Annotated in this window: 20 protein-coding genes; 8 read left to right on the forward strand and 12 right to left on the reverse strand. The window is 72.8% G+C overall.

Annotated features, from left to right (window positions below; all coding sequences use genetic code 11):
- Position 1: 1 nt before the first annotated feature.
- Positions 2 to 1,750: a translation initiation factor III gene (locus AB0B58_RS28610; RefSeq protein ID WP_360229785.1), complete on the reverse strand. Its 1,749-nt coding sequence runs from the start codon at positions 1,748 to 1,750 to the stop codon at positions 2 to 4.
- A 455-nt stretch (positions 1,751 to 2,205) separates the two neighbouring features.
- Here AB0B58_RS28610 and AB0B58_RS28615 point away from each other — a divergent pair, with 455 nt between their 5' ends.
- Both AB0B58_RS28615 and AB0B58_RS28620 read left to right on the forward strand, forming a co-directional pair.
- Positions 2,206 to 3,000: a hypothetical protein gene (locus tag AB0B58_RS28615; protein ID WP_360229787.1), complete on the forward strand. Its 795-nt coding sequence runs from the start codon at positions 2,206 to 2,208 to the stop codon at positions 2,998 to 3,000.
- A 158-nt stretch (positions 3,001 to 3,158) separates the two neighbouring features.
- Complete coding sequence (locus AB0B58_RS28620; protein WP_360229789.1) at positions 3,159 to 3,743, forward strand: DUF3455 domain-containing protein; 585 nt, start codon at positions 3,159 to 3,161, stop codon at positions 3,741 to 3,743.
- Positions 3,744 to 3,834: 91 nt separating this feature from the next.
- On the opposite strand, the gene AB0B58_RS28625 is transcribed toward AB0B58_RS28620, so the two are convergent.
- The 6 genes from AB0B58_RS28625 to AB0B58_RS28650 form a co-directional block, all read right to left on the reverse strand.
- Positions 3,835 to 4,314, reverse strand: coding sequence for a GNAT family N-acetyltransferase (locus AB0B58_RS28625; RefSeq protein ID WP_360229791.1), 480 nt, complete (start codon positions 4,312 to 4,314; stop codon positions 3,835 to 3,837).
- Positions 4,315 to 4,447: 133 nt separating this feature from the next.
- A complete protein-coding gene (locus tag AB0B58_RS28630) occupies positions 4,448 to 5,068 on the reverse strand; it encodes a hypothetical protein (RefSeq protein ID WP_360229793.1) in 621 nt (206 codons plus the stop codon).
- A gap of 14 nt (positions 5,069 to 5,082) precedes the next feature.
- Positions 5,083 to 5,550, reverse strand: a complete 468-nt coding sequence (locus AB0B58_RS28635) for a MarR family transcriptional regulator (RefSeq protein WP_360229795.1) — start codon at positions 5,548 to 5,550, stop codon at positions 5,083 to 5,085.
- A 90-nt stretch (positions 5,551 to 5,640) separates the two neighbouring features.
- Entirely contained in the window at positions 5,641 to 6,501 is an 861-nt protein-coding gene (locus tag AB0B58_RS28640; RefSeq protein WP_360229797.1) for a methyltransferase domain-containing protein, read from the reverse strand.
- Between the two features lie 72 nt (positions 6,502 to 6,573).
- Positions 6,574 to 8,346, reverse strand: coding sequence for a glycoside hydrolase family 6 protein (locus AB0B58_RS28645; protein WP_360229799.1), 1,773 nt, complete (start codon positions 8,344 to 8,346; stop codon positions 6,574 to 6,576).
- Between the two features lie 227 nt (positions 8,347 to 8,573).
- The gene (locus tag AB0B58_RS28650; protein WP_360229801.1) at positions 8,574 to 11,075 is read right to left on the reverse strand and encodes a LamG-like jellyroll fold domain-containing protein; all 2,502 of its coding nucleotides are present in this window, start codon (positions 11,073 to 11,075) and stop codon (positions 8,574 to 8,576) included.
- A gap of 233 nt (positions 11,076 to 11,308) precedes the next feature.
- On the opposite strand from AB0B58_RS28650, the gene AB0B58_RS28655 reads away from it, so the two are divergent.
- Positions 11,309 to 11,977 (forward strand): copper homeostasis protein CutC, encoded by a 669-nt coding sequence (locus AB0B58_RS28655; RefSeq protein ID WP_360229803.1) that lies wholly within the window; start codon positions 11,309 to 11,311, stop codon positions 11,975 to 11,977.
- A gap of 36 nt (positions 11,978 to 12,013) precedes the next feature.
- Here the strand turns inward: AB0B58_RS28655 and AB0B58_RS28660 are convergent, their stop codons facing one another.
- Entirely contained in the window at positions 12,014 to 13,381 is a 1,368-nt protein-coding gene (locus AB0B58_RS28660; protein ID WP_360229805.1) for a UDP-glucose/GDP-mannose dehydrogenase family protein, read from the reverse strand.
- A 152-nt stretch (positions 13,382 to 13,533) separates the two neighbouring features.
- Between AB0B58_RS28660 and AB0B58_RS28665 the strand changes: the two genes are divergently transcribed.
- Positions 13,534 to 15,024 (forward strand): sensor domain-containing diguanylate cyclase, encoded by a 1,491-nt coding sequence (locus tag AB0B58_RS28665; RefSeq protein WP_360229807.1) that lies wholly within the window; start codon positions 13,534 to 13,536, stop codon positions 15,022 to 15,024.
- A 25-nt stretch (positions 15,025 to 15,049) separates the two neighbouring features.
- On the opposite strand, the gene AB0B58_RS28670 is transcribed toward AB0B58_RS28665, so the two are convergent.
- A complete protein-coding gene (locus AB0B58_RS28670) occupies positions 15,050 to 15,751 on the reverse strand; it encodes a type 1 glutamine amidotransferase domain-containing protein (RefSeq protein WP_360229809.1) in 702 nt (233 codons plus the stop codon).
- A gap of 124 nt (positions 15,752 to 15,875) precedes the next feature.
- Here AB0B58_RS28670 and AB0B58_RS28675 point away from each other — a divergent pair, with 124 nt between their 5' ends.
- Entirely contained in the window at positions 15,876 to 16,778 is a 903-nt protein-coding gene (locus tag AB0B58_RS28675; RefSeq protein ID WP_360229811.1) for a LysR family transcriptional regulator, read from the forward strand.
- Here AB0B58_RS28675 and AB0B58_RS28680 read toward each other — a convergent pair.
- The gene (locus AB0B58_RS28680; RefSeq protein WP_360230011.1) at positions 16,758 to 17,414 is read right to left on the reverse strand and encodes a class I SAM-dependent methyltransferase; all 657 of its coding nucleotides are present in this window, start codon (positions 17,412 to 17,414) and stop codon (positions 16,758 to 16,760) included. The two genes, AB0B58_RS28675 and AB0B58_RS28680, sit on opposite strands and share 21 nt — an antisense overlap.
- Positions 17,415 to 17,459: 45 nt before the next feature.
- Here AB0B58_RS28680 and AB0B58_RS28685 point away from each other — a divergent pair, with 45 nt between their 5' ends.
- Positions 17,460 to 20,396 carry a glycine--tRNA ligase gene (locus AB0B58_RS28685; protein WP_360229813.1) on the forward strand — a complete coding sequence of 979 codons (2,937 nt, stop codon included), beginning with the start codon at positions 17,460 to 17,462 and terminating at the stop codon, positions 20,394 to 20,396.
- Positions 20,397 to 20,402: 6 nt separating this feature from the next.
- Here the strand turns inward: AB0B58_RS28685 and AB0B58_RS28690 are convergent, their stop codons facing one another.
- The gene (locus tag AB0B58_RS28690; protein ID WP_360229815.1) at positions 20,403 to 21,050 is read right to left on the reverse strand and encodes a hypothetical protein; all 648 of its coding nucleotides are present in this window, start codon (positions 21,048 to 21,050) and stop codon (positions 20,403 to 20,405) included.
- Positions 21,051 to 21,325: 275 nt separating this feature from the next.
- Here AB0B58_RS28690 and AB0B58_RS28695 point away from each other — a divergent pair, with 275 nt between their 5' ends.
- The gene (locus tag AB0B58_RS28695) at positions 21,326 to 22,435 is read left to right on the forward strand and encodes a glycerophosphodiester phosphodiesterase (RefSeq protein ID WP_360229817.1); all 1,110 of its coding nucleotides are present in this window, start codon (positions 21,326 to 21,328) and stop codon (positions 22,433 to 22,435) included.
- A 3-nt stretch (positions 22,436 to 22,438) separates the two neighbouring features.
- On the opposite strand, the gene AB0B58_RS28700 is transcribed toward AB0B58_RS28695, so the two are convergent.
- Positions 22,439 to 24,634 (reverse strand): helix-turn-helix transcriptional regulator, encoded by a 2,196-nt coding sequence (locus AB0B58_RS28700; protein ID WP_360229819.1) that lies wholly within the window; start codon positions 24,632 to 24,634, stop codon positions 22,439 to 22,441.
- 142 nt (positions 24,635 to 24,776) lie between these two features.
- On the opposite strand from AB0B58_RS28700, the gene AB0B58_RS28705 reads away from it, so the two are divergent.
- Positions 24,777 to 25,433: an alpha/beta fold hydrolase gene (locus tag AB0B58_RS28705; RefSeq protein WP_360229821.1), complete on the forward strand. Its 657-nt coding sequence runs from the start codon at positions 24,777 to 24,779 to the stop codon at positions 25,431 to 25,433.
- The last annotated feature ends 202 nt before the right edge of the window (positions 25,434 to 25,635 follow it).

A 25,635-nucleotide genomic window follows, 5' to 3' on the forward strand; every position in this document is an offset into this window, starting at 1 on the left:
CTCACTGTGCTTCCCCTCGCAGCTGACGCCAGTACTGGTCGTCAGCCGATTCATCCCCGCCCTTACCGCCTCGGCGAGCCCCCCGGCTCGCCGTACGGGCGGGTTCCAGCTGTGTCGCTCTGCGTGCCCGCCGCGACGCCATGTCGACCAGGGTCGGCGTCTCGTCGGCTTCCAGGTAGTCCGGGTCGGCGCTGTCGATTTGAGCGCCCCGGTCGCGCCGGGCCCGGGGCGCAGTCTCCGCATCTTCGGAGTATCGCGAAGAGCGGGACGGCCTCGGCGGCTCGTCGTCCGCGTAGCGGGCGGACCGGCGCCTCGGCGGCGCCTCCTCGTACCGCTCCTCGTCGGGGTAGCGGCGTTGCCGCGGCGCCGGGATGTCGTCGCCGTCGGCGTAGCGGCGGGGGCGCGCCGCGTCCTCCTCGGCGACGCGGCGGCCGCGCGGCGCCGGCGCCTCGTCCTCGTCGGCGTAGCGCCGGCCGCGGGAGATCGGCGCCGGCTCCTGCTCGAACTCGGTGCCGGCGTAGCGCCGGGACCGGGCCGGCGGGCGCTCGTCGACGTAGTCCTCGTCGGCCCGGCGGCGCCCCCGCGGCGCGGGCATGTCGTCGTCCTCGGCGTAGCCGCGCGGGCCGTCCTCGACGGCGCGGCGCGACATCGCCCGGGTGGGCTCGTCGAAGCGCTCGGGCTCCGCGGCCCGGCGCTGGCGCGGCGCCGGGGCCTCGTCGTCGGCGTAGCGGCGCGAGCGCGGCGCCGGCATGTCGTCTTCCTCGAACTCCCACCGCTGGGTGGGTGCGTCGTCGTAGTCGCGGCGGCGGCGGGCCCGCTCGTCGTCGTCGACGCCGCGGCGGGGCCGGCGCTCGGCCTGCGGCGCGGGGCCGGGCGGTGCGGCGCTGACCGACTTCGCGGCCAGCTCGCTGAGCGCCGGGGCGCCCGAGGCGCGGGGGCCGGCGCCGGCCGCCGGCGTCCAGGCCTCGACCGCCGCCGGGGCGACCGCGTCGTCGCGGCGGCTCTTGCCGCGGCTCTTGATGCTCGGCGTGCTGGTCGGCACGAGCTTGCCGACGGGCTGGATCTTTCCGGTGCCGGTGCCCGCCTGTGACGCGAAGTCCTTCCTGCGGTTGAGGCTGACCGACAGCCGCACGGCGAGGCCGACGAGCACACCCAGCACGCAGACGACGTAGCTGACGGTGACCCAGGTGGCGGCGGGGCGGCCGGCGTTGAGGCCGTGCATCAGGGCGAGCGGCCACATCAGGTACGAGATGGCGTGGATACCGCGCCACATCCAGGGCTTGCCCTTGCCGATGAACCGCGACCGGGCGAGACCGGTCCACATGACCAGCACCATCACGTACGCGGAGACGCTGCCGAAGCCGATGAAGAGCCCGTTGTACGGCAGCAGGAACGGGATGAAGACGTCGATCACGCCGACGAGGTTCATGGCGACCTTCGTCCAGACGTGCACGAAGAGCGACGCGACCGCGATGACGCCGGTGGTGCGGTGCGCGGACTGCAGCAGCACCCGCTGCCGGATCGACAGGACCAGCCGGTCGGTGGCGACCAGTCCCAGCATGATCGTGATCGAGAGCGACACGAGGCTGACGACACCCATGTAGTACAGGCAGTACGAGAAGAAGTAGACGTAGCCCTTCTTGCCCGCGGGGGTCAGCATCGCAGCGGCCCAGATTGCCGCGATGATGGAGACGCCGAGTACCGCGAAGGTGATCTTCGACGGCGGTGTCCGGCCACCGGTGGCGCTCATCGGGACATCCACACGACTGGCGGATCGCTGGTTCGTCTTCGTCCGGGCCATAACTCCTCGTTCTCCGCAGCGGCGTGGCGTCCGTCCTGGGCGGTCGGGACGCCGGCATCCGTGGGGGATGCCCCGCGCTCGTTACTGTCAGGCTGATCTACCGGCCATCTACCTTTCCTCACGGTGCGTTGTCGCCGGTCTCCTGCCCTCCTCATCTACGTGCGTGGCCCGGGTTCGGATGAACATTCGGGAAGAACTTTCCGGCGAATCTTGGGCCGCCGCGCAGCCGCCCCAGATGATAAAGGCACTGAGCTGCGGAGATACCAATCGGTAACCAGGTCGTAAGGGAAAAATAAGTGTTATCCCGGGTGATCTCTCGAGCCGGGCTGAACCTTTCGCGCGGCAGCACCGAACTACCTTACGTGCGTGCGTTTTTGACGCCTCTGCGTAAGGAGATGATTGCTGTGCGGCATCGCACCGCTCTGCTGTCCACCGTTCTGGCCGTGGCCGCCGCGACGCTGGCCCTGCCGGGCCCGGCCTCCGCCGTCGAGCCCGGCTTCGCGGTGGCCGTCACCGAGGCGCCCGCCACCTTCACCGCGGGCGAACAGGCACGCACGGTGACCGTGGTCGCCTCCTCCGAGCTGAATCGCTGCCAGAAGGTCCGCTGGTCCCTGATCCTCCAGGTGGACGGCCCGGACCTGGACGAGATCGAGGTCGCCCGGGTCGAGGACGGCCGCGACTTCCCGGTACGGGTGGAGAACGGCGGCGCCGACACCGCCCGGATCACCGACGTGCGGCTCGATCCGGGTCAGCTCTGCCGCGGCCGCACGGTGACGGCGCGCTACCAGATCGCGTTCGACGACGACGCCGCCGCGGGTGAGGTGGTCTTCCAGGCGCAGGCCTTCAACGCCCGGCAGACGCTGCTGCAGGAGTCGACGGCCAGCAGCCGCATCGCCGGCCGGGAGGACGAGGCCGAACCGACCCTCTCCCCGTCGCCGGAACCCTCGCCCAGCGAGTCCTCCGCGGAGCCCGAGGAGTCGGCGGACGACCAGCCGGCGCCGCAGCCGGAGGAGTCCGACGACGACCTGGCCTCCGTGCCGGCCGCCGGCAGCAGCGGCACGCCGAGCCTGCTCGGGCCGGGCCTGATCGTGGGCGGCGTGCTCGTCTTCGTCGGCGTCGGCCTGCTGCTGCGCCTGCGGATGCGCAACCGCGACGCCGAGCCCGGCCCGGCACCGACCGGCTTCTATCCGGCCGCCTGACCGCGGGGCCGCCCCCGCCCGGGGGCGGCCCGCCGGTCACGGTCGATCTTCCTCCACAAAAACCTGCGGAAGACTTAGGACGCAGTTAAGAGAACGTAGCGGACGGTAGCCCTAGGGTAAGTCGGGCGTAACGCCAGCCCTACTGTGGAGGATCCTTGGTGACCAGGACTGTCCGTATCTCGGCCGGCGTCGGCGTAGCCGCGCTGGCGCTCGTCGGCATCTCCTCCGGCATCTCGTTCGCGGATGACAGACCCGCACCCGTCTCCCCGGCAAGCGCGGCGGACCGCTTCCTCGGCGGAGCGACCCCCGTGCCACCCGAGCTCGTTCCGCCCGCCGGAAACACCCTGACCTCCGTCTTCCGGGCGAAGGGCGTCCAGGTCTACGGCTGCACGGACGCCAAGTGGACCCTGATCGAGCCGGCCGCCACGCTGGCCGGCATCACGCTGAGCCCGGTGCGTCCGGTCTCGGCCCTGCACTTCCGCGGCCCGACCTGGGAGTCCGACGAGGACGGCTCGCTGATCGAGGGCACCGCGCCGAAGTCGGCGCCGTCGGCCACCCCGAACAGCATCCCGCAGCTGCTGGTCACCGGCGCCAGGACGCGCGGCCCCGGCGTCTTCGGGGACGTCACGTACATCCAGCGGCTGGCGACGGTCGGCGGTGTCGCCCCGGCCACGGCCTGCGCGGCGGGCCAGACGACGTCGGTGCCGTACCGGGCCGTCTACCGCTTCTTCAAGAAGGGCTGACCCTCTCCGGCACAGACATTCCCGAGGGGCCGGATGCCGGTGACCCGCCGATGCGGCGGGTCGCCGGCGTCTCCCGGTCACCCGCCGGCGATCACGGCCCGTCGAGGCGCAGCACCGTCTCCTCGATCTCCTTGCCGCGGGCCGTCGAGTAGGCGACCTCGATGCCCTCCGGGCGGAAGCCGGCCTTGCGGAGCACCGCGAGGGAGCCGGCGTTGTCGCTGGCCGCGCGCGCGATGATCGGCCGGACCGGCACGATGTCGAGCAGCAACTCGACCGCGCGGGTGGCGACGCCGCGGCCCCACCAGGCCCGGTCCAGCCAGTACGTGATCTCGGTGTCGCCACCGACGACGAAGCTCGCGATCGTCCCGACGAGCTCGTCGTCGACGGTGATCGCCCGCAGCATGATGTCCGGCGAGGTCCGCAACCGCACGAAGTGCGCGTCGAACGCCACCCGGTCGTCCGGATCCTCGGCGGTGAAGGCGGCCATCATGACGGCCTCCGGGTCGCGCATCTGCTCGTAGAGCGCGTCGAGATCGTCGTCGCGCACCGGCCGCAGGCGGATCTCACCCATCGGTCACTCCCGTCCCGACCCGGATCACCGCGGCCGTCGCGTCGTCGTCGCCCCGGCCGTCGCCCATCGCGTCCGCCACGGCTCGATGACCACACCCCCGATGCTCAGTGGCGGCAGCCTACCGAACGCGGCGTCAGGTCATGGACGGGACCAGTCGCTGCCGGGCGGCGGCGACCAGTGCGTCGGGGTCGTCGGCGTGGAATCTGATCTGCGTCACCGGCTCCCCGCCGGTCTTCTTGTGTTCGACGGTCAACGGCCGGCTCAGCACGACGTCGATGCTGGTCTGGCTGCCGACGCCGAACGAGAGGATGCGGGCGTCGCCGGCCTCCTCGACCTGCACGCCGCCGCCGGGCGGCATGGAGCGGCGGCGCACCTGGACGCTGGCGACGGCGTCCCACGGCACCTCGACCCGCAGGGTGGTGCTGTTGCGGATGACCAGCGCGCCCGGCGCGACCAGATGCGGGTAGAGCCGCAGGGTGGCCAGCAGGCCGATCATCCAGACGAGCCCGTAGAACCCGATGATCAACGAGATCGTGCGCGCGGTCTGCCACGGCAGGATCAGGTGCAGGATCGGGATCTCGACCGCGGACAGCCCGATGAAGACGCCGAAGAGCGGCGTGACGGTGCCGGCGTAGTGGAAATCGGCGGTGCCGGGCTCGACCGGGTAGGGCCGCCGGGCGATCCAGCGGAACAGCGCGGCCCAGAGGGCCAGCTCGTAGCGCCAGGCGAAGGCCAGCGCCTGCTTGACGGTCATTGCGCTCCCTCTGCTCATGACGTCACCGTCGGCCGGTGGGTGAGGCCGAGCCCGTGCAGGGTGGCGAGGACGTCGGTGAGCCCGGCCACGAACCCGTCGAACCGCTCCCGCGGCATCTCGGCGAACAGCTGCCGCCCGAACTCGCCCTGCGCCCGCTCCTGCGCCCGGATGGCGGCGGCGCCCCGCTCGGTGAAGGTGACCAGGGTGGCCCGCCGATCGCTGGGGTGCGGCTCCCGGACGACGAACCCGGTGGCGACCAGGCCGTCGACCAGGCCGGTGACCGTGCGGGCGCTGACGCCGAGGTCGTCGGCGAGGACCCGCTGGGTGCAGGGGCCGCGCTGCATGAGCGTCCAGAGCAGGGTCGCCCGGGAGACGGTGAGGCCCTCCTTGGCGAGGCTCTGCGTCATGTCGTCGTTGAGCAGCACGACGAGTTCGAGTATGCGGTCGAGGGCTCCCCGGAACCGGGAATCGTCATCCGACATCGTGATGCCCCTTCATAGTGAGCGTGCATCACCATTGTGCCAGGCGATCATGTGCGTCCGCCGGGCGGGCGGTAGCAGAACGGGTGCGGTTCAGGGGCGAACCGCGCTGAGGTACGCCGTCGCCATCGTGTGCCGGGTCGGAGTACCGGCCAGGCTCTCCACGTGTGCGTCCAGGCGCTCGCGCTCCGCGGGGGTCAACGCCGCCTCGATCGCCTCGGCGTACGTGGGCACCAGCGGGTTCGGGGCCGTCCGCTTCAGCGCCGCCCAGTCCATGACGGGCGGGCCCGGCACGTCGATCTCCGCCCGGTAGTCGAGCGACACCCGGGTGAACCCGGCCTCCCGGGCCCACCGGAGCAGGTCACGCTCGTCGAAGTCGAGCATCGGGTCGCCGTCCGGGGCACTCGCCGCGTACCGGGCACGCACCTTCGCGGCGAGGTCGGCCACGCCGGTGAGGTCCAGCCCGAACAGGTCGCCGGCTCCCGCCCGTACGGTGAAACCGTTGATCGGCTCGAAGATCGACAACCGGCCGCCGGGACGGAGCACCCGGAACAGCTCGGCGAAGGCCTCCCGCTTGCGGGTCACGTAGATCAACACCGACCGGGTCGTGACGACGTCCATCGACACGTCCGCGATTCCCGCCAGGTCGTCCGCCGCCGCCACGACGAAGGCGCTGCGTTCCGGGTCGGCGAGCCGGCGGCACTCCTCGAGCAACTCGGCCGAGACGTCGCTGAACACCACGCGCCCGGCCCGGCCGACGAGGTCGAGGGCGCCGAGGCCGATCAGTCCCGTGCCCGTGCCGACGTCGAGGACCACGTCGCCCCGGGCGATCGCGGCGCGGTCGAGCACGCCGTCCCGGATGGCGATCAGCTCAGCGGCGAACCGCTCGCGAAGCTCCGCCGAGCCGCCGTCGCGGCGGCGCAGCAGCCAGCTCGCCCACCTGTCCGTCGTCATCGCAACACGGTAGCCGCAAAGGGGCGAGCGGCCCGGTCGTGGGAGAACCGGGCCGCTCGCGTCGGGAGTGGATCAGGAAAGGGGCGGGTACGCGTTCGCCATGAGCTGGCGGAACTGCGCCGAGAACCAGGCTCCCGAGATCGGGGCGCCGGACAGTGCTCCGGTCGCGCTGTTGCCGTTGCGCTCGTTGCCGGTGTAGGTCGGGTCGCACATCCGGTCGAAGCCCTTGCCCTCGTTGTTCGGGATGAGGGTGCTGGAGCCGTCCGACTCGCCCGGGGGCTTGACCCAGACGTAGGCGTCGATGCCCGTCGCCGGTGCCGACCGGGGACGTTCGCCGAGGCCGGCGCCGTCCTGGTTGCACCAGTTGCCGGCGTGGATCCGGCGGTCGATGCGCGACTGGTTGACGAACGTGTTGACGTCGGTCGACGTGCTCGCCGCGGTGGGCCGGTTGGCACCGCCCCAGCCGTTGCGGGAGGTGTCGATCAGCATGCCGATGCCGGAGTCGAAGCCGACCGAGACCAGCTTGCTGCGGAACGCCTGCGCGAAGGACAGCTCGTCGACGTAGAAGTTCCAGTCGACCCACTTGGACTGCCGCACCGAGGTGCCGTTCACCGACGAGTTGATGGTGAAGTACGGCTCGGTCAGCGCGGAGTAGTTCGCCGTGTTGGTGATGAAGCCGTGCACGTTGCGCACGTTGCCGGACGCCTGCGCGGCCTGCAGCATGATGTCCGCGGTCGGGCCGAAGTTGGTGTCCCAGCCGATCCAGCCGTGGTGCGCGGCGTCGACGTAGTTGTAGACGTTGCCGATCGCGCCGAGCTTGTTCAGCGCGTAGCCGACACCCTGGACGTACCCGCCGTTGGACTTCATCGTGGCGCAGGTCGCGACGTTGGTGTTGGTGATCAGGTTCGGCAGCGAGTCGATCTCGATCACGTTGATGATGCGCAGGCCCGCGTACTTCGCGCGGGACTGGATCGCCGCGATCGGGTCGATGTACTCGCTCTTGTAGCGGGGCAGGTCGTTCACGCCCAGCTCACCGTTGGAGGCCAGCGCCGAGCAGTCGCGGCCGGGCAGGTTGTAGATGACGAACTGGATGTAGCCGGCGCCCTGTGCGAGCGCGGCGTCCAGGTGGTCCTCGAGGCCCATGCTGCCGTTGGAGCTGCTGCCCGTCGTGCCCTCGATGGCCGCGATCCGGTCCAGCCAGACGGCCGTCGGGTTGCTGGAGACCCGGCTGCCGCCGGGCTCGGCCTCGGCCTTGGCCTTCCACTCCGGGTTCACGTAGCCCCGGGCACCCGCGTACGGGTTGTCGGCCCTGGTGCCGGTCGGCGGCGAGGTCGGCGGCGTCGTGGGCGGGGTGGTGGGCGGGGTGGTGGGCGGGGTCGTCGGCGGGGTCGTCGGCGGGGTGGTGGGCGGCGTCGTCGGGGCGGTGCCGGTGCAGGCCACGCCGTTGAGCGAGAACGTCGCCGGCGCCGCGTTGGTGCCGGAGTAGTCGGCGTTGAAGCCGAACGTCGCCGTCGCGTTGGTGGCCAGGCTGCTCGCCCAGGACGGGTTCACCGCGGTGACGTGCTGGCCGGACTGGGAGATGGTGGCGCTCCAGCCCTGGGTGATCCGCTGGTTGCCGGCGAAGTCCCAGGCCAGGTTCCAGCCGCCGGAGATCGGGTCGCCGAGATTGGTGACGGAGACGTTGCCGGTGAACCCGGTGCTCCACTGGTTGACCGAGTATGTGACGCGACAACCCGCGGCGGCACTGGCCTGTTGCGCCGCGACGGCGATGCCGGCGCCGGTGAGGAGGGTGATCGCGGCGGCGGCGGTCAGGCCGCGCGTCACGGTGTGGGGACGTGGACTCATGCGCAAGCGCTCCTGGAAGACATGGCAGCGCCCGGGGCAGGCGCGGCCGAGGGGAACGAACTTCCGCGCGGGGATCGATCGGTGTCGCTGACCTCCCGCGTCAGGCCAGCCTATGGGAGCGCTCCCATGACATCAATACGTAACGGCTTCGAAACTTTTCGCACCCGGCTTCTGGCACGCCGCGGCGGGCCCGGGTCGCCCGGGTCCCGCCGCGGATCCGGGCCGGGTCAGCGGCCGGAGTCGTGAAGTTCCCTGATCTCCGCCGCGGACAGGGCCCGGTCGTAGAGGTGGACCTGGTCGACCGTGCCGTCCAGGTAGTCGACCGGGTTGCCGCCGTACTTCCCGCGGCCGATCACCGTGTTGCCGGTCGGCGCCGCCTGCGGCAGGCAGGCACCGGTCCGCCCGGCGAGTTCCCCGTCGACGTAGACCCGCAGTTCACCCAGCACGCTGTCGCGCACCCCGGTCAGGTGGTACCAGCGGCCTGTCTCCGGCTTGCCCGGCGCCAGCGCCCGGACTCCGGCGAAACTCATCGCGAAGCGCTGGTCGGCACCCGAGTACTGCAGGAAGAAGTCGCTGTTGGACGGCCCGTCCTGGCTCACGACCGTCTGGAACGCGCCGTCCGCGCGATCGAGCTTGACCCACGCGGAGGCGGTGTAGTCGGTGGCCGTGTCCAGCACCGGCGCGCCGGCGTCCAGGTACTGGGTGGAGCCGTCGAGCTCGATGCCCTGGCCCGACTTCCCGGCGACGTACGCCGGGCCGCCGACCGCGGTGGCGTCGTGGTCGCCCGCGGCGTCCTCGGCCGTGCCGTCCAGCGGGTAGAACGCGATCCCGGTGAGCCCCGGCGTGCCCGGCGGCGGCTGCGGCACGTTGCCCGCGGTGCCGTCGGCCTTGGCGATGATCTCCCGGTTGACGGCCCGCACCTGCTTGAGGTCCATCTTGGCCACCTGCCGGTCGTAGGTCCAGAAGCCGTTGAGCTCGCCCTCGACGTCGGTGATCTGGGTGTAGATCGCCGCGCTGATGCCGCACGACGCGGCGGCGGTGATGACGGCGCGCTGGTTCTCCACGTACCTACGGGTCAGCGTCGCCGAGTCCGGCTCCATCTCGTACGCGTGCCCGTCGCCGAACCACATGTGGTTGGACGTCTTCAGGCCGAAGCCGCCGTGCTCGCCGTCGATGGACACCCGGTTGGCGTCCGGCGCCGGTGAGGCCGGGCCGAGGTACTGGTGGAAGTCGACGACGTCGCCCCTGCCGGAGTCGCCGTGGGAGTTGCAGCAGTTCACGCCGCTGTGCGCGTTGACGAGCCGGCTCGGGTCCTGCGCCTTCACCTCGTCGGCGATGCGGCCGGTGGCGGCGCGGTCCCACTCGCCCCAGCCCTCGTTGAAGGGCACCCAGGCGACGATCGAGGTCCAGCTCTGGTGCTCGCGGACCATCTCGTGCAGCTCTGCCTCGAACTGGCCGCGCCACGGCTCGGGAATCGGCCCGGTGTTCGCGGCCGGCATGTCCTGCCAGACCAGCAGGCCCAGCCGGTCGGCCCAGTAGTACCAGCGGTCCGGCTCCACCTTGATGTGCTTGCGCACCGCGTTGAAGCCCATCTCCTTGTGCTGCCGCAGGTCGAACCGCAGGCCCGCGTCGGTGGGCGCGGTGTTCAGGCCGTCGGGCCAGAATCCCTGGTCCAGGGTGGCCATGTTGAACAGGATCCTGCCGTTGAGCGCGATGCGCAGCTTGCCGTCGGCGCCCTTGGTCGTGCCGATCTCCCGCATGCCGAAGTACGACCGCACGGTGTCGACGGCCTTCCCGCCGCTGAGCAGCGTGACGTCGAGGTCGTACAGGAACGGCGAGTCCGGCGACCAGAGCCGGGCGGCGGGTACCGGGAGCCTGAGATCCGTACCGGCGGCCCCGGTGACCGTGCCGACCGCCCTGCCGTTGCTGCGCGCGACGGCCTTGACCGTCAGGCCGTCGCCGCGGACGGCGTTGACCTTGATCTTCAGCTCGGAGGCCGCCAGGTCCGGGGTCGTCGCCAGCGAAGAGATGCTGGAGGCCGCGACGGGCTCCATCCAGACCGTGCGCCAGATGCCGGAGCTGCCCTGGTAGAAGATGCCGCGGTCGGAGACCCGGCGCTGCTTGCCGATGGGCTGGCCGGTGGCGTCGGTGAGGTCCTCGGCCCAGACGATCAGCTCCTGCGGGCCCTGGCCGGCGAGCGCGTCCGTGACATCGATGTCGAAGCCGTCGTAGCCACCCCGATGGGTCGCGACCTGCGTGCCGTTGACCCACACCTTCGCGTCGTAGTCGACCGCGCCGAAGTGCAGCACCAGCCGCTGGCCCCGGCCGACGTTCCAGCCGGCCGGCACGGTGAAGGTGCGCCGGTAGAACATCCGGTCCTCGTGGCGCTGGATCCCGGAGAGCGCGGACTCGATCGGGTACGGCACGAGGACCCGTTCGCCGAGTTCCCGGCCGACGGGCGGCGCCTCGTCGACGGCGGCCTTGGCGAACTCCCAGACGCCGTTGAGGTTCAGCCAGCGGCTGCGCACCAGCTGGGGCCGGGGATATTCGGGCAGGGCGTTGCCGGGGCCGACCTCGGCGGTCCACGGCGTCGCGATCGGAGGGATGCCCTTGTGCCAGGCCGGCCCGGCAACCGGCGCGGCGCCCGATGCCCCGGCGGTGCCGACGGCGAGAAGAGTGACGGCGGCCACCGTGATGGCCCGCCGCCCCGGTGTCCAGGGTGCGATCATGCGCGAAGTCCTCTCGGTGGGAAAGAACGCGGGCAGCACCGATCGGCGCTCCATGTTGGACGAAGATCACATGAAGCGCCGGTGGGGTGCCGCCCAGGAGTAAACACAGTTCAACAAGATTGCTCAGATGACGTCAAGGTTTCGAGCGAAGAACCTCGATGCTCCGACACTTTCCACCATGGACGCCCATACGAACGGGCATCGCACACAGCGGGATGTGCGACGATGCCGCGGTGCCAGAATCGATCTTGGAAGTCATCGCGTTGAACGCCGTCGATGCACTCGCCGCACGCGACGGCGGCGCCGACCGGGTCGAGCTGGTCGCCGACATGGGCCGGCAGGGCCTCACCCCGGACCTCGCGACCTTCGTCTCGGTCCGGGAGGCGGTCGACATCGGCGTCCGCGTCATGCTGCGCGCCGAGGACGGGTACGGGCTGAGCGACGCGGACGCGTTGATCGACGCCGCGGGCGCACTGCGCGCCGCCGGTGCCGACGAGTTCGTCCTGGGGTTCCTCGACGCGCGGGCCGCCGTCGACCTGGTGGCGGTCAAGGCCGTGCTGGGCGCGATCGAGGGCTGCCGGTGGACCTTCCACCGGGCCCTGGACCACGCCGCGGACCGCGCGGCCGCCCGGGTGGCCCTCCAGGGGCTGCCCGGCCTGGATTTCGTGCTCACCGCCGGCGGCCCGACGACCGTCGCCGAGGGCCTGGCGACCCTGGCGCCGGAGGCGGGCCTTTCGCCGCGGATCCTCGCCGGCGGCGGGCTGCGCCGCCACCACCTCGGCCCGCTGCTGGCGGCCGGGGTGGACGCGTTCCACACCGGCAGCGCGGTGCGCCCGCAGGGCCGCTGGGACGCGCCGGTGGACGCGGACCTGGTCCGCGCCTGGCGCGCCGCCCTGCCCTGACCGGCCGCGCCGCGGGGCGGCCGCCCCGGGTGCGGATCAGCGGCCCGAGACCGACAGGTAGCGGTAGCCGAGCTTGACGAGGCGCTCGGGGTCGAGGCAGTGCCGGCCGTCGAGGATCACCGGCGTGCGCATCAGCGGCGCCAGCTTCGCCCAGTCCAGGTCCAGATACTGCGCCCACTCGGTGACCAGCACCACCGCGTCGCTGTCGTCGAAGACCTCCTCGACGTCGTCGGCCAGGTACGCCACCAGGTCCGGCTGCTCACGGCGGAGGCGCTCGGCGGCGACCGGGTCGTGCAGGCGCACCCGCGCCCCACGCTCGATCAGCATGCGGGCGATGTCCAGCGCCGGCGCGTCGCGCATGTCGTCGGTCTCGGGCTTGAACGCGAGCCCGAGCAGGCCGATCCGGCGCCCCTTGAGGATGCGCAACTCGCCCAGCAGCCGGTCGACCACCAGTCGGCGCTGCAGCTTGTTGACCTCGCGGGCGGCGGAGACGATCGGCATGTCGTGGTGGTACTCGGCGCTGGTGGCGATCAGGGCGGCGGTGTCCTTGCCGAAGCACGAGCCGCCCCAGCCGATGCCGGGCTGCAGGAAGCGGGGCCCGATCCGGGTGTCCAAGCCGATGCCGCGGGTGACCTGGGAGATGTCCGCGCCGACCCGGCCGGCCAGCTGACCGATCTCGTTCGCGAAGCTGATCTTCAGGGCCAGGAAGGCGTTGGCGGCGTACTTGATCAGCTCGGCCGAGGCGAGGTCGGTGGAGACCATCGGCACCGCGCCGAGCCCGGCCGGCCGCGGCAGGTACGTGGGCGGCGTGAACGTCTGGTTGAGGATGGTGCGGTAGAGGCGGTTGAGCACGTCGAGGCTGCGCGGGTTGTCCGAGCCGACGACGATCCGGTCCGGGTAGAGGGTGTCCTGGATCGCCGCGCCCTGGCGCAGGAACTCCGGGTTGGAGGCGACCGAGAACTCGCCGTTGCTGCGCCGCTCGTGGGTGCGCTCGAACGACTCGCGCAGGATCGAGTCGACCCAGTTGCTGCTGCCGATCGGCACGGTCGACTTGTTGATCACGACGGTGAACTCGCCGTCGATGTGACGGCCGACACTCTCCGCGGCCGACCGCAGGTACTTCAGGTCCGGATTGCCGTCGGGCAGCGAGGGGGTCTGCACGGCGATGAAGACCACGTCTGCGCCGGGCACGGCCGTGCTGTAGTCGGTGGTGAAGGTCATCCGTTCGGCGGAATCGCCGAGCAGGGCCTCCATGTGCGGCTCGTAGATCGGCGACCGGCCGCCCGAGAGCAGGTCGACCTTCGCCTGGTCGAGGTCCACGCAGATGACGTCGTGACCGAGAAAGGCCAGGCTGACACCGGTGGTGAGACCTACGTAACCAGTTCCGACCACACACACCCTCATACCCGCACTCCCCTTCGCTCCGGCGGGCCCGCTGCACCCGATCGCTGCACGGTAATCCGTCGGGTCCCGTGTCACGTCACCACCGGGATCCTCAAGCGCGTCGCACCACTGCCGATCCACCTGTCGTGACTGTGGGCAACGAAGTGCTAACCATGGGTGCCGCGGCGACGGGCCTGGCGTCGATCGTCCTGGACGATCAGGCCCAGTTGCACCTTGACCTCATCGAGGCGATGACCAGGGACATCCCCTCGGTCGCGCACGTACTCTCGATCATCGCCGGCCGGCTCGCCGGCCCCTGCGGCATGCGCTCCGCGTCCGTATTCGCCCTCGAGCCCGACGACGGCCGGCTGCTGCTCGAGGCCAAGTACGCCGACGCCGCGGCCGACGACGTCAACGTCGCCGGGCGCGTGTTCCGGGCCTCGGCGGCCGCGCCGCCGGTTCAGCACGGCGAACGCATGGCCATCCGGCTGCGCATCGGCGGCCAGACCCTCGGCGTGCTCGTGCTCACGGGCAGCGCCATGGCCGAGCTGCGGCCGAACGTGTCCAGCATGATCGCCCTGCAGCTCGCCTCGACGCTGCAGGTCCTCGCCGCCGAGCGGCACCACCAGTACGTGACACACGCCAACGGCACGATCCGCCGGCTCTTCGAGGAGGGCACCTCCGCGACCAGCGTCGAGGACGCCGGCCGGCTGCTGGCCAAGGCCACCGGCGAGGCGTTCCGGACCGAGCGGGCCGCCCTGCACCTGATCGGGCCCGACGGCCGGATCCGCTACGCCGCCGGCGTGGGCCTGACCGAACAGATGAGTGCCGAGATCGCCGGCAGCCTGATCGGCAAGCTGGCCGCGGACTCGCCCGCGTGGCAGGCGATGCAGCTGCTCAACGGCCCGCTGCTGGTCGGGGACGTCACCCGGGCCGAGGTCAGGCCGGGTGGATTCGCCGAGACGCTGCAGCTGAGCTCGTTCATCGCGATACCGCTGATGTCCGCCTCCGGCCCGGTCGGCGTGGTCATGTGCGGCGACTCCGGCACCACCCGGCACTGGACCGGCCGCGACCGCAGCCTCGCCCAGCAGGTGGCGATGGAGGGCACGCTGATCGTCGACAGCGCCCGGCTGCGCCAGGCCGAGCGGCAGCACGTCGCGGAGCTGACCCGGCAGGCCTATCACGACGGGCTGACCGGGCTGCCGAACCGCTCGCACCTGCTGGAGCGCGCGGAGCAGGAGGTCGAGGCCGCCCTGGCGAGCACCGGCAGCCTCGCCCTGCTCCTGCTCGACCTGGACGGCTTCAAGCGGGTCAACGACACCGTCGGGCACCACGCCGGCGACGCCCTGCTGCAGTCGGTCGGCCGGCGCTTGCAGGCCGAGGTGCGCGACCGCGACATCGTGGCCCGCCTCGGCGGCGACGAGTTCGCGATCCTGCTGGCCGGCAACCCCGACCTGCGCGCGGCGACCGCGATCGCCGAGCGGATCCACACGCGGCTGTGTGAGACGTACCACATCGATGGCGGCGAGATCCGGGTCGGCGCGAGCATCGGCGTCGCGCTGCTCCCCGCGCACGCGAGCGACATCACGGCCATGATGCGGGGCGCCGACGCGGCCATGTACAGCGCCAAGCGCGAGGGCGGTGGGGTCCGGACCGTCTCCTGACCCCGGCCCTGGCGGGGTGCCTCGATCAGGCCGCCGACAGTGCCTTGACGACCTGCCGCGCGGTTTCGGTGCTGGACTGCGGGTTCTGCCCGGTGATGAGGTTGCGGTCCACGACGACCGTGCTCGACCACGCCGGGCCGGCCTCGATGACGGCGCCGAGCTCCCGCAGCCGGCTCTCCACCAGGTACGGCGACGCGTCCTGGAGGCCGCCCTGCCGCTCCTCCTCGTCGGTGAAGGCGGTCAGCCTGCGGCCGGTGAAGGCGAAGCCGGCGTCACCGCCCGCGCTGAGCAGCCCGGCGGGGCCGTGGCACAACGCCGCGACGATCCGGCCGGAGCGGTCCGTGTCGGCGAGCAGCCGGCCGAGGTCCGCGTCCTGGGCCAGGTCCTGCATCGGGCCGTGCCCTCCCGGGAGGAAGACGCCGTCGTAGTCGGCGGCCGCGACGTCGGCCAGGACCAGCGGCTCGGCCAACCGGTCGGCGATGGCGTCCAGGTACGCGCGGAACCGCTCGCCGTCGGCCTGCGGCACGCCACCGCGCTCGTCCAGGCTGATCGGGTCCACCGTGGGCCGCACCCCGCCCGGGGTGGCGATGTCCACCTCGATGCCCGCCTCCCGCAGCGTCCGGTGCGACTCCACGACCTCCTCGGCCCAGTAACCGGTGGGGTGTGCCGTGCCGTCGGCCAGCGTCAGGCTGTCCGCGCCGGTGATGACCATCAGGACCTTCGTCATGGCGAACCTTCTCTCTCCTGCTGTCGCGTGATCTTTGCCGTCCGCTCCATGCAACCCTGTGATCCTCGGAATTCCACCCTCAGCCCGATTCATGCCATCACAATTCTTATGGAGGGGGGCTTGCATGCCTGACCTCGACCTGCTCTCGACCTTCCTGGAGATCTACCGGAACGGGTCGATCACCGCCGCGGCGCAGCGGCGCGGGCTGTCGCAGGCCGCGGTCAGCGGACACCTGGCGCGCCTGGAGCGGCAGCTCGGCGAGCGCCTGTTCGACCGCTCCCGGCGGGGCGTGGTCCCCACGGAGCGCGCCCTCGACCTCGTCCGGCGGATCGGCACCCACATCGACGAACTCCAGCAGGTGCTCGACGCCACCGCGGCGGGGCCGGCCGGCTACGGCACGGTGCGCCTGGCCGGCCCGGCGGACCTCATGGCCATGCGGGTGATGCCCGTGATCGCCCCGCTCGCGGCCGCGGGGCTCGGCCTGAGGATCACGCTGGGGCTCGCGGAGGAGCTGCTCGCGGTGCTCGCCGCCGGCCGCGTCGACGTGGTGGTGTCCGCGGTGCGGCCGCGGCTGCCGAACGTGGCGGCCACCGCCTTCGCCGACGAGGAGTTCGTCCTGGTGGGCCCGCCCGGGCTGGCCCGGACGGTGGACCCCGGCCGGCTGGCCGTGGAGCCGCTGCGGGCGCTGGCGCACCTGCCGCTGGTCGCGTACGCGGAGGAGCTGCCCATCATCCGCCGGTACTGGCGCAGCGAGTTCGGCCGGCGCCCGCCCAACCCGGTCTCGGTCACCGTCCCCGACCTCCGCGCCATGCTGGCCGCCGTGGTCGCCGGCGCCGGCGTGTCGGTCCTGCCCCGCTACGTGGCGGACCCGGCGCTCGCGGCCGGCTCGGTGGAGCTGCTGCATCAGCCGCAGGTGCAGCCGCTGAACACCCTCTACCTGGCCACCCGGGTCGACGGCCGCACCGATCCGGGGGTGGCCATGGTCCACCGGCGGCTGGCCGAACGGTCACCCGACTGGGTGCTGTGAGGCGGCGCAGGCCATCAGGTAGGCCCGCCGGCTGGGGAACTCGGCATCCGCGATCGGCTCCCTGATCAGGGTCGACCGCACCGAGAACCCGGCCGCGGCCAGGTCACGGCCGACCACCTCGGGGTCGAGGAAGTACACGTCCACGTCGACCTCCGACCCGAACCAGGTGGTCAGATGGGTGCTCTCGCCGGCCGCGACGCCGGCGGCGTCGACGTGGAACGAGACCAGCAGCCAGCCGCCCGGGCGGATCGAGCGGGCCAGCTCGCGGAACGCCGCGAGCCGCTCCGCCGGGCTCAGGTGGATGATCGAGTAGAGCGCGACGGCGCCCGCCCACTCGCCGTCGCCGGCGGGCAGCGACAACATTCCCGCGACCGCGAACGGCAGGCCCGGTGACCGCTCCCGGGCTATCTCGATCATGCCGGGCGACAGGTCGACGCCGAGGACGTCGGGGTGCCGGCCGGCGAGGAACCGGGTGACGTGCCCCGGCCCGCAGCCGACGTCAGCGACCGTTCCCGCCCCGGCGAGCTCGAGCAGCGCCGTCAGCAGGGCCCGGTCGAGTGGCTTGTGCGAGAGCTCGTCCCGCAGCCGTTCGTCGTAGGCGCGCGCGACCGCGTCGTACGCGCGCTCGATGTTCATCACGTGTGGAGTGTCGCAAGTGCCGTCTCACTAGACTGTGACTCCATGCTCACCACGCAGGACGCGCTCGCCCGGCTCACCGCGTACTGGACCGATCAGGGTTGCCTGGTCGTCCAGCCGATGAACACCGAGGTCGGCGCCGGCACCCTGAACCCCGCGACGTTCCTGCGGGTGCTCGGGCCGGAGCCGTGGCGGGTCGTCTACGTCGAGCCGTCGGTGCGCCCCGACGACTCCCGCTACGGAGAGAACCCGAACCGGCTGCAGACGCACACCCAGCTCCAGGTCATCCTCAAGCCGGACCCCGGCAACCCGCAGGAGCTCTACCTGGGCAGCCTCACCGCGCTCGGCATCGACGTCGCCGCGCACGACGTCCGCTTCGTCGAGGACAACTGGGCCGCGCCGGCGATGGGTGCCTGGGGACTCGGCTGGGAGGTCTGGCTCGACGGCCTCGAGATCACCCAGTTCACCTACTTCCAGCAGGCCGGCGGCCTGAACCTCGACCCGCCCTCGGTCGAGATCACCTACGGCATCGAGCGGATCATCATGGCGCTGCAGGGCGTCACCCATTTCAAGGACATCGAGTACGCGAAGGGCGTCAGCTACGGCGAGGTCTTCGGCCAGTCGGAGTACGAGATGTCGCGCTACTACCTCGACGACGCCGACGTGCCCGCGAATCGGCAACTGCTCGAGATCTACGCCGCCGAGGCACAGCGACTCATCGACGCCGGCCTGCCCGTACCCGCGCACACCTACGTACTCAAATGCTCGCAGGCCTTCAACGTCCTCGACTCACGCGGCGCCGTCTCCACCGCCGACCGCGCCGCCGAGTTCGCCCGGATGCGCCGCCTCGCCGGCGACGTCGCCAAGCTGTGGCAGGCCCGCCGCGAGGAGCTGGGCCATCCGCTCGGCGTGGTCGCCCCGCCGGCGCCGGCGGCCGGGTTCGAAAGCGCGCCGCAGGGCACCGCGCCGAGGATGCTCGTCTTCGAGGTCGGCACCGAGGAGATGCCGCCCGGCGAGGCCCGCGCCGCCCGCGCCCAGCTGCTGCGCGAGCTCACCGAGCGACTCGGCGGCACCCGGCTCGCGCACGGCGACGTCCGCGTGCACGCCACCCCGCGGCGCCTGATCGCCGTCGTCGGCGACGTCGCGGCGCGCGAGGTCGACCACGTCCGTACGGTGAAGGGCCCGAAGGCCGGCGCGCCGCAGCAGGCGGTCGCGGGATTCGCGCGCTCACAGGGCGTGGCGGTGGAGTCATTGCGGACGGCCGACTTCAACGGCGTACCGCATCTGGTCGTGGAGCGGCACGAGGCGGGACGCGCGGCACCGGCCGTGCTCGGCGAGGTGCTCGCGAAGGTCGCCGGCGGCCTGCGCTCGGCGAAGAACATGCGCTGGAACGACCCGGGCCTGTCCTTCACCCGGCCGATCCGCTGGCTCGTCGCGCTCTGGGGTGACGAGATCGTGCCGGTGGCCGTGTCGGCCCTGCTCGCCGGCCGGGAGACCCGGGTGCTTCGCACCGCCGCGCAGCCGCGGGTCAGCGTCGCCTCCGCGGAGACCTTCATGGAGACGCTGGCGATCAACGGCGTCGTCGCGGACGCGGACGACCGCCGCGAGCTGATCGTGACCGGCGCGCAGGACCTGGTCTGGGACACCGGCCGGATCGACGTCGCGGGCGAGAGCGCACTGATCGACCAGATCACCTACCTGGTGGAGCAGCCGACGCCGCTGCTCGGCACCTTCGACGAGCGCTACCTCGAGCTGCCCGCGGCCGTGCTGACCACGGTGATGCGCAAGCACCAGCGCTACCTGGCGGTTCGCGACGCCGACGGCGCCCTGCTGCCGATGTTCGTCACGGTCGCGAACGGCCAGGTCGACGTGGAGCTGGTCCGGGCCGGCAACGAGGCGGTGCTGCGGGCCCGGTACGAGGACGCGGCGTTCTTCTACCGCGCCGACCGCGAGACCCCTCCGGCGGAGATGCGCGAGCGGCTGCGGCGGCTCACCTTCACCGACAGGCTCGGCTCGATGGCGGACCGCGCGGACCGGATCGCCGCGCTCGCCACGACGCTGGCGGACGAGCCGTCGCCGACGCTGCGCCGGGCCGCCGCCCTGGTGAAGTTCGACCTGGGCGCACAGCTGGTCACGGAGATGACCAGCCTGGCCGGCGTGATGGCCCGCGACTACGCGCTCAACGCCGGCGAGACCCCGGCGGTGGCGCAGGCCGTCTACGAGGCCGAGCTGCCCCGCCACGCCGGGGACGACCTGCCGGCGGGCGTGCCGGGCGCGCTGCTGTCGCTCGCCGACCGGCTCGACCTGGTGGCCGGCCTGTCCGCGACGGTCGGCCTGCCGACCGGCAGCGGCGACCCCTTCGCCGTACGCCGGGCGGTGCTGGGCCTGCTGGCCGTGCACCGGGCGCACCCGGAGCTGTCCGGCATCAGCCTCACCGGGGCCCTGGCGGCCGCGGCGGCGCTGCAGCCGGTCGAGGTGACGCCCGAGATGCTGGCCGACGCGGGCGACTTCCTGGCCGGGCGCCTCGAGCAGGTGCTGGTCGAGGAGGGCCACCCGGTCGACCGGGTCCGCGCGGTGCTGCCGCACGCCGGCCGCCCGTCGTTCGCGGACCTGCTCCTGGCCCAGCTCGGCCGGCTCATCGCGGATCCGGGGTTCCTGGCGCTCGCCGAGGCGATCCAGCGTGCCCGCCGCATCGTTCCGGACGGCACGGCGGCCGCCTACGACCCGGCGCTGCTCAAGGAGCCGGCCGAGGTCATCCTGCACGAGGCCGTGCAGGCCGTGCGCGCGGAGCTGGACCCGGGTACCGACCTGGCGGGCTTCACGGCGGCGGCGGGCCGGATCACCGGGCCGGTGCACGGCTTCTTCTCCGACGTGTTCGTGATGGCGGACGAACCGGCGCTGCGCGCCGCCCGGCTCGGCCTGCTGGCCTGCGTGCGCGACCTCGGCTCGGACCTGCTGGACTGGCCCCGGCTGCGGCTCTGACCGCCGTCAGGCGGCGCGCGGCACGCGCTCGGGAAGGGTCAGGGTGACCCGGTCCAGCTTCTCGGAGTCCACGGCGAACTGGGCGTGCAGCACGAAGCCGGCGAGCACCCACCGGTCCCACGGGCCGTAGTCGCCCAGGAAACGGTCGCGGTACGGAAGGCCCTGCTCGTCGGGGCGGCCCAGCATCGCCCACAGGTGCGCCCGGCGGGGCACGCTGCCGGCGCCGCCGGGTATCTCACCGGAGTACGACGTGAAGCCGTCGTCGCCGTGGAAGTGCAGGAAGACCGTGGTGATCACGCCGTGGGTGTCGGCGGCGATCTCCACCCCGGCGGCGCGGGCCAGGTAGGAGCGGGAGAGCCCCGAGCCGACCGCGGCGCCCGAGCGCGGGATGAGGCCGTACTCCTGGCAGATCTGCTGCACCCGCGCCTCGAGCACGGTGCGGCCGAGCAGCACCGTCAGGTCGGTCCGGGTGGGCACGGGTGGCTCCGGGCTCCCCTGGGCCCGGCGGGGCGGCACCGCGTCGTAGATCGGCTCGTTGGAGCCGCCGGAGAGCGGGCCGGGCTTGGGTCCGTACCGGTCGTCCGGCCGGGGCGGCCGGGTCACGCCGTCCGCGGCCTGCCGATTCCGGTCGGTGCGACGCTCGAGAAATCCCATGGCGGCTCCACAAAGGCCTTTCACTGTGAGCGTTCGGACCACCACCCTAAGCCGACCCCCGATCGACCTCAAGGGATGAATGGTCAGTGGCCCGTTCCGTCCGGGCGACCTCGATAGGCATTCCCACCAGGCCGCATCGGTACACTCGCCGCCGAATTCGATCAGCGGCGTTCGCCTGACCGACACGGCGAAGTCGCCTCGCCGTCGAGGAGATCGCCTGGAATCGGCCGCGGGAGGTCCGGCGACGGTCGCCGGCGGATCCCGTGGAGGAAACCGTGGCAGACCGCCGACAGGTGCTGCGCTTCGGCGCGCTGGCCGCCGGCGTACCGGCCGTGCTCGGGGGCGCCGCGCCCGCGCTCGCCACCGCACCGCGGGACCGCGACGGGCGGCCCGCGCTGGTCATCGGGCACCGGGGCGCCTCCGGCTACCGGCCCGAGCACACCCTCGCCTCGTACGAACTGGCCGCCCGGCTGGGCGCCGACTTCATCGAGCCCGACCTGGTCGCGACGAAGGACCACGTCCTGGTCGCCCGGCACGAGCCGGAGATCGGCGGCACCACCGACGTCGCGTCACGGCCGGAGTTCGCGTCGCGCCGGCGCACCGTCGTGCTCGACGGCGTGACGGTGACCGGCTGGTTCACCCACGACTTCACCCTGGCCGAGCTCAGGACGCTGCGGGCGACCGAGCGCATCCCTCAGGTGCGCCAGCACAACACCCTCTACAACGGGCTCTTCCGGGTGCCGACCCTCCGCGAGGTCCTCGACCTGCGCAAGCGGCTGTCGAAGGAGCTGGGCCGGGAGATCGGCGTCTACCCGGAGACCAAGCACCCGACGTACTTCCGCCGCCTCGGGCTGGACCTGGAGACGCCGCTGGTGCGCGCCCTGCGCCGGGCCGGCCTGGACCGGGCGGACGCGCCCGTGTTCGTGCAGTCCTTCGAGGCCGGGAATCTGAGAAGCCTGCGCGACGACCACCGGCTGCGCGCGCCGCTGGTGTTCCTGACCGCCACCGCGGGCGGGCCCTTCGAGGACCCGACGAGCTACGCCGAGTACCTGACGCCGGCCGGGCTCCGGCGGCTGTCCCGCTACGCCGACGGCATCGGCCCCGAGAAGAGCCAGGTCATCCCCCGCCGGGCCGACGGCACCCTGGGCACGCCGACCGGCCTGGTCGGCCACGCGCACTCGGCCGGGCTCAAGGTCATGCCGTACACGTTCCGGGCGGAGAACCAGTTCCTGCCGGCCGACTACCGCGTCGGTACCGACCCGAACGCGTACGGCCGGGCCATCGACGAGCAGGTCACCTTCCTGAGGACCGGCCTGGACGGGCTCTTCACGGATCAGGCCGACATCGGCGCGCTGGCCCGCGGCATGGCCTTCGCGCGGGTGTGACGCTCAGCCCAGGCGGCGGGCCAGCTCGGTGCGCGAGCGCACGCCGAGCCGGGCGAAGACGTTGCGCAGGTGGTGGTCGATCGTCCGCGGGCTGAGGAACAGCTGCTCGGCCACCTCCCGGTTGGTGGCACCGTCGGCCACCAACCGGGCGATCCGCTCCTGCTGGGCGGTCAGCCCCCGGGCCGCGGCCACCGGCCGGGGCGGCACCGGCGCACCGGCGGCACGCAGCTCGACGTCGGCCTGCGCCGCCCACGGCCCGGCGTCCAGCAGCCGGAACGTCTCCTCGGCCCGGCGCAGGTGCTCGCGGGCGGCACCCGGCCGGCGCCGGCGGCGCAGGTCGCGGCCGAAGAGCAGCTCGGTGTGCGCGCGGGCGAAGTCGGCGTCGCCGCGCCGGTGCTCCCGCAGCGCCTCCTCGAAGTGCGCCTCCGCGGCGTGCGGATCCGTCGCGCGCAGGGCCCGGCAGCGGGCGCGCAGCGCCAGCCAGCAGGGCTGGCCCGTCCCGGCGGCCCAGCGGTCGAACGGCTCGAAGGCGCCGTCGAGGACCGTCCTGCGCGCCGCCGGCGGGGTGCTCGGCGGCGGGTCGCAGCGCCAGTAGGCCTCGATCAGGTGCGGGGTGGCCGCCACCTGCACGACCAGGTTGCCGCGGCCGGTGGGGCCGACGAAGATCGTGTCCAGCCGGTGCAGGGCGGCCCGCGGCCGCCCCTCGACCAGGTCGAGCAGGGCCAGGGCCCATTCGCAGAAGGCGCGCGCCTGCCCCGACCCCCCGGCGCTGTCGTAGACGCCGGCGGCCCGGATCCGCAGCATGGCCGTGTCCCGGTCGCCGACCAGCGCCGCCAGCACGGCCAGGATGCCGAGGTGGCTCTGCGCCAGGCCGGGCTGTCCGGTGGCCCGCGCCAGCGCCGCGCCCTCGGTCGCCGCGGCCGTTGCGACGTCGTGGTGCCCGGCGGCCAGCCCGGCGAAGGCCGCCACCTCCAGGCCCTGCGGCACCAGCGTCACCGCGCCGCGGTCGCGGGCCAGGTCCACCGCCCGCGCGGCGAGCACGCGGGCGGCGGGCCCGTCGCCGAGCAGCACCGCGGCGTTGGCGGCCCGGACCAACGCGACGGGGTCCGCGACGAGCGGCGCCGTGCGCAGCACCTCGCGCAGGTACGCGAAGGCTGCGTCGTGGTCGCCGTCGTACATGGCGACGAGGCCGGCGACCTGGTGACAGGCCTGCGCCACCGGGGTCGGATCCCCGCCGCGGCGCAGGCCGAGGATGTGCCGGGCCAGCCGGCAGAAGCGGTTCTGCCCGCCGGCCAGGTGCACCGCCTCGCCGGCCAGCAACAGCGCCTCGAGCGCCGCGGGACGGTCCCGTGACGCCAGGTCCGCCGCCGCGTCCAGCAGGGTGTCCCGGGCGGTCGCGGCGTCGCCCTCGCGGAGGTCCATCTCGCCGGCGAGGCCGCGGGCGTGCGCGTGTGCCGGCGCCTGCGGGCTGCGCCCGGCCCGGCGCAGCAGCAGCCGGGCCTGCTGCCGCTCCCCCGCCAGCCAGGCCTGCCGGGCCGCGGCGGCGAGCGCCTCCGCGGCGAACTCCGCCACGGTGGTCAGCTCTGCGGCGTACCGGTAAGCGGCCGACGCCGTACGAGCGGTCCCGCCGGCGGCCGCCGCGAACAGCTCGCGGGCGAGGCCGTCGTCGCTGCCGGCCGCCGCGGCGGCGCGATGCACCAGGGCGCGCAGCCGTTCGCCGCGCCCGTCCAGCAGGTCGGCGAGGTCCAGGTGCGCGGCCCGGCGCCGCGCGTGCGGCGCGTCGAAGTAGACGACCGCGCGCAGCACGGCCGGCAGAAACTGCACCTCGGTCGGGGTGACCGTGACCAGGCACGCCTGCTCGGCGGCGACGAGGTCCTCCGCGCCGGTCGCGGCCAGCAGTTCGCCGGCGGTCAGGTCCGGGTCCGCCGCGGCGAGCAGCAGGGCCCGGCGCGCCGGGCCGGGAAGCCCGGCCACGGCGGCACGGCAGGAGCGCCCCAGCCGGCTGGCCGGCGGAAGGGTGCACGGCGGCGCCACGCTGCCGCGGATCTGGCCCGGCGTGAGCATCCCGGCGAGCTCGATGAGGACGTCGGGGTCGCCGCCCGCGAGCCGGATCACGGCGGTGACCAGCTCCTCGGGCAGGCCGGGAAGGCGCTCGGCCAGCAGATCGCGGCAGGCACCGTCATCGAGGGTTTCTTGCACTATTGGTGCAATTACCATGCGGCCAAGTCTCCGGCTCGATCACCCACCCGCGCAAGGCCGGTGATTTCACCGATGTGTCAAAAAAGTTACCGCCGCAGGCTGCGAAGACCATCGATGCCCCCTGGAGGTCCCCTTGCGCCGGATGTTCGCACTCCTGCTCGCCGTCGTGGCCGCGATCGCGGTCGCGCCCGCCGCACCCGCCGCCGCGGCCGCCCGCACCCCGGTCGTCTTCGTGCACGGCTACACCGGCAGCGCCTCGAACTGGGCCACCGCACAGAGCGTGTTCCGGGCGGCGGGCTACAGCAGCAGCGAGCTGTACGCCTACGAGTACAACTCCTACGGCGACAACGTGACAAACGCCCGCGGCCTGGCCACCTTCGTCAGCCAGGTACGCAGCCGCACCGGCGCCGCCAAGGTCGACATCGTGAACCACTCGATGGGCGGACTGGTCAGCCTCTGGTACCTCAAGCAACTCGGCGGCGCGCAGTACGTCAACCACCTGGCCTCGCTGGCCGGCGCCAACCACGGCACCACGTACGCGGGCGCCTGCCTGATCTACATCACCTGCCAGCAGATGTACCCCGGCTCGTCCTTCATCAACACCCTCAGCGCCGGCGACGAAACCCCCGGCGCGACCCGCTACGCCACCTGGTACTCGGCCTGCGACGGCATCATCATCCCGTACACCAGCACGGTCCTCAGCGGCGCGACAAACAACGCGGTGCTGTGCGAGACCCACCTCGGCTACCTCACCGACACCACGGTGCTGTCACAGGTCCGCAGCTTCCTGAGCACCTGATCCCCCACCCCGACCGGCGGCCGCGCACCCCCAACCGGGCGCGCGGCCGCCGCGGCGGGCAGGCAACGCAGGCGGTGCAGGCGATATCCACAGCAGCACCCAGCGGCGCAGTCAGCGCAGGCGATATCCGCGGCAGCGCTCAGCGGCGCCGGCGTATCCACGGCAGCTCCAGGCGGCGCAGACAACGCAGGCGGTGCACGTA

The organism is Actinoplanes sp. NPDC049118, assembly GCF_040648555.1.
Lineage (GTDB): Bacteria > Actinomycetota > Actinomycetes > Mycobacteriales > Micromonosporaceae > Actinoplanes.

Excerpts from the sequence above, each read along its gene's own strand:
- AB0B58_RS28610 (WP_360229785.1), bottom strand. The coding sequence starts at position 1,750 with ATGAGCGCCACCGGTGGCCGGACACCGCCGTCGAAGATCACCTTCGCG.
- AB0B58_RS28625 (WP_360229791.1), bottom strand. The coding sequence starts at position 4,314 with ATGGGTGAGATCCGCCTGCGGCCGGTGCGCGACGACGATCTCGACGCG.
- AB0B58_RS28630 (WP_360229793.1), bottom strand. The coding sequence starts at position 5,068 with ATGACCGTCAAGCAGGCGCTGGCCTTCGCCTGGCGCTACGAGCTGGCC.
- AB0B58_RS28635 (WP_360229795.1), bottom strand. The coding sequence starts at position 5,550 with ATGTCGGATGACGATTCCCGGTTCCGGGGAGCCCTCGACCGCATACTC.
- AB0B58_RS28640 (WP_360229797.1), bottom strand. The coding sequence starts at position 6,501 with ATGACGACGGACAGGTGGGCGAGCTGGCTGCTGCGCCGCCGCGACGGC.
- AB0B58_RS28645 (WP_360229799.1), bottom strand. The coding sequence starts at position 8,346 with ATGAGTCCACGTCCCCACACCGTGACGCGCGGCCTGACCGCCGCCGCC.
- AB0B58_RS28650 (WP_360229801.1), bottom strand. The coding sequence starts at position 11,075 with ATGATCGCACCCTGGACACCGGGGCGGCGGGCCATCACGGTGGCCGCC.
- AB0B58_RS28660 (WP_360229805.1), bottom strand. The coding sequence starts at position 13,381 with ATGAGGGTGTGTGTGGTCGGAACTGGTTACGTAGGTCTCACCACCGGT.
- AB0B58_RS28665 (WP_360229807.1), top strand. The coding sequence starts at position 13,534 with ATGGGTGCCGCGGCGACGGGCCTGGCGTCGATCGTCCTGGACGATCAG.
- AB0B58_RS28670 (WP_360229809.1), bottom strand. The coding sequence starts at position 15,751 with ATGACGAAGGTCCTGATGGTCATCACCGGCGCGGACAGCCTGACGCTG.
- AB0B58_RS28675 (WP_360229811.1), top strand. The coding sequence starts at position 15,876 with ATGCCTGACCTCGACCTGCTCTCGACCTTCCTGGAGATCTACCGGAAC.
- AB0B58_RS28680 (WP_360230011.1), bottom strand. The coding sequence starts at position 17,414 with ATGAACATCGAGCGCGCGTACGACGCGGTCGCGCGCGCCTACGACGAA.
- AB0B58_RS28685 (WP_360229813.1), top strand. The coding sequence starts at position 17,460 with ATGCTCACCACGCAGGACGCGCTCGCCCGGCTCACCGCGTACTGGACC.
- AB0B58_RS28690 (WP_360229815.1), bottom strand. The coding sequence starts at position 21,050 with ATGGGATTTCTCGAGCGTCGCACCGACCGGAATCGGCAGGCCGCGGAC.
- AB0B58_RS28705 (WP_360229821.1), top strand. The coding sequence starts at position 24,777 with ATGTTCGCACTCCTGCTCGCCGTCGTGGCCGCGATCGCGGTCGCGCCC.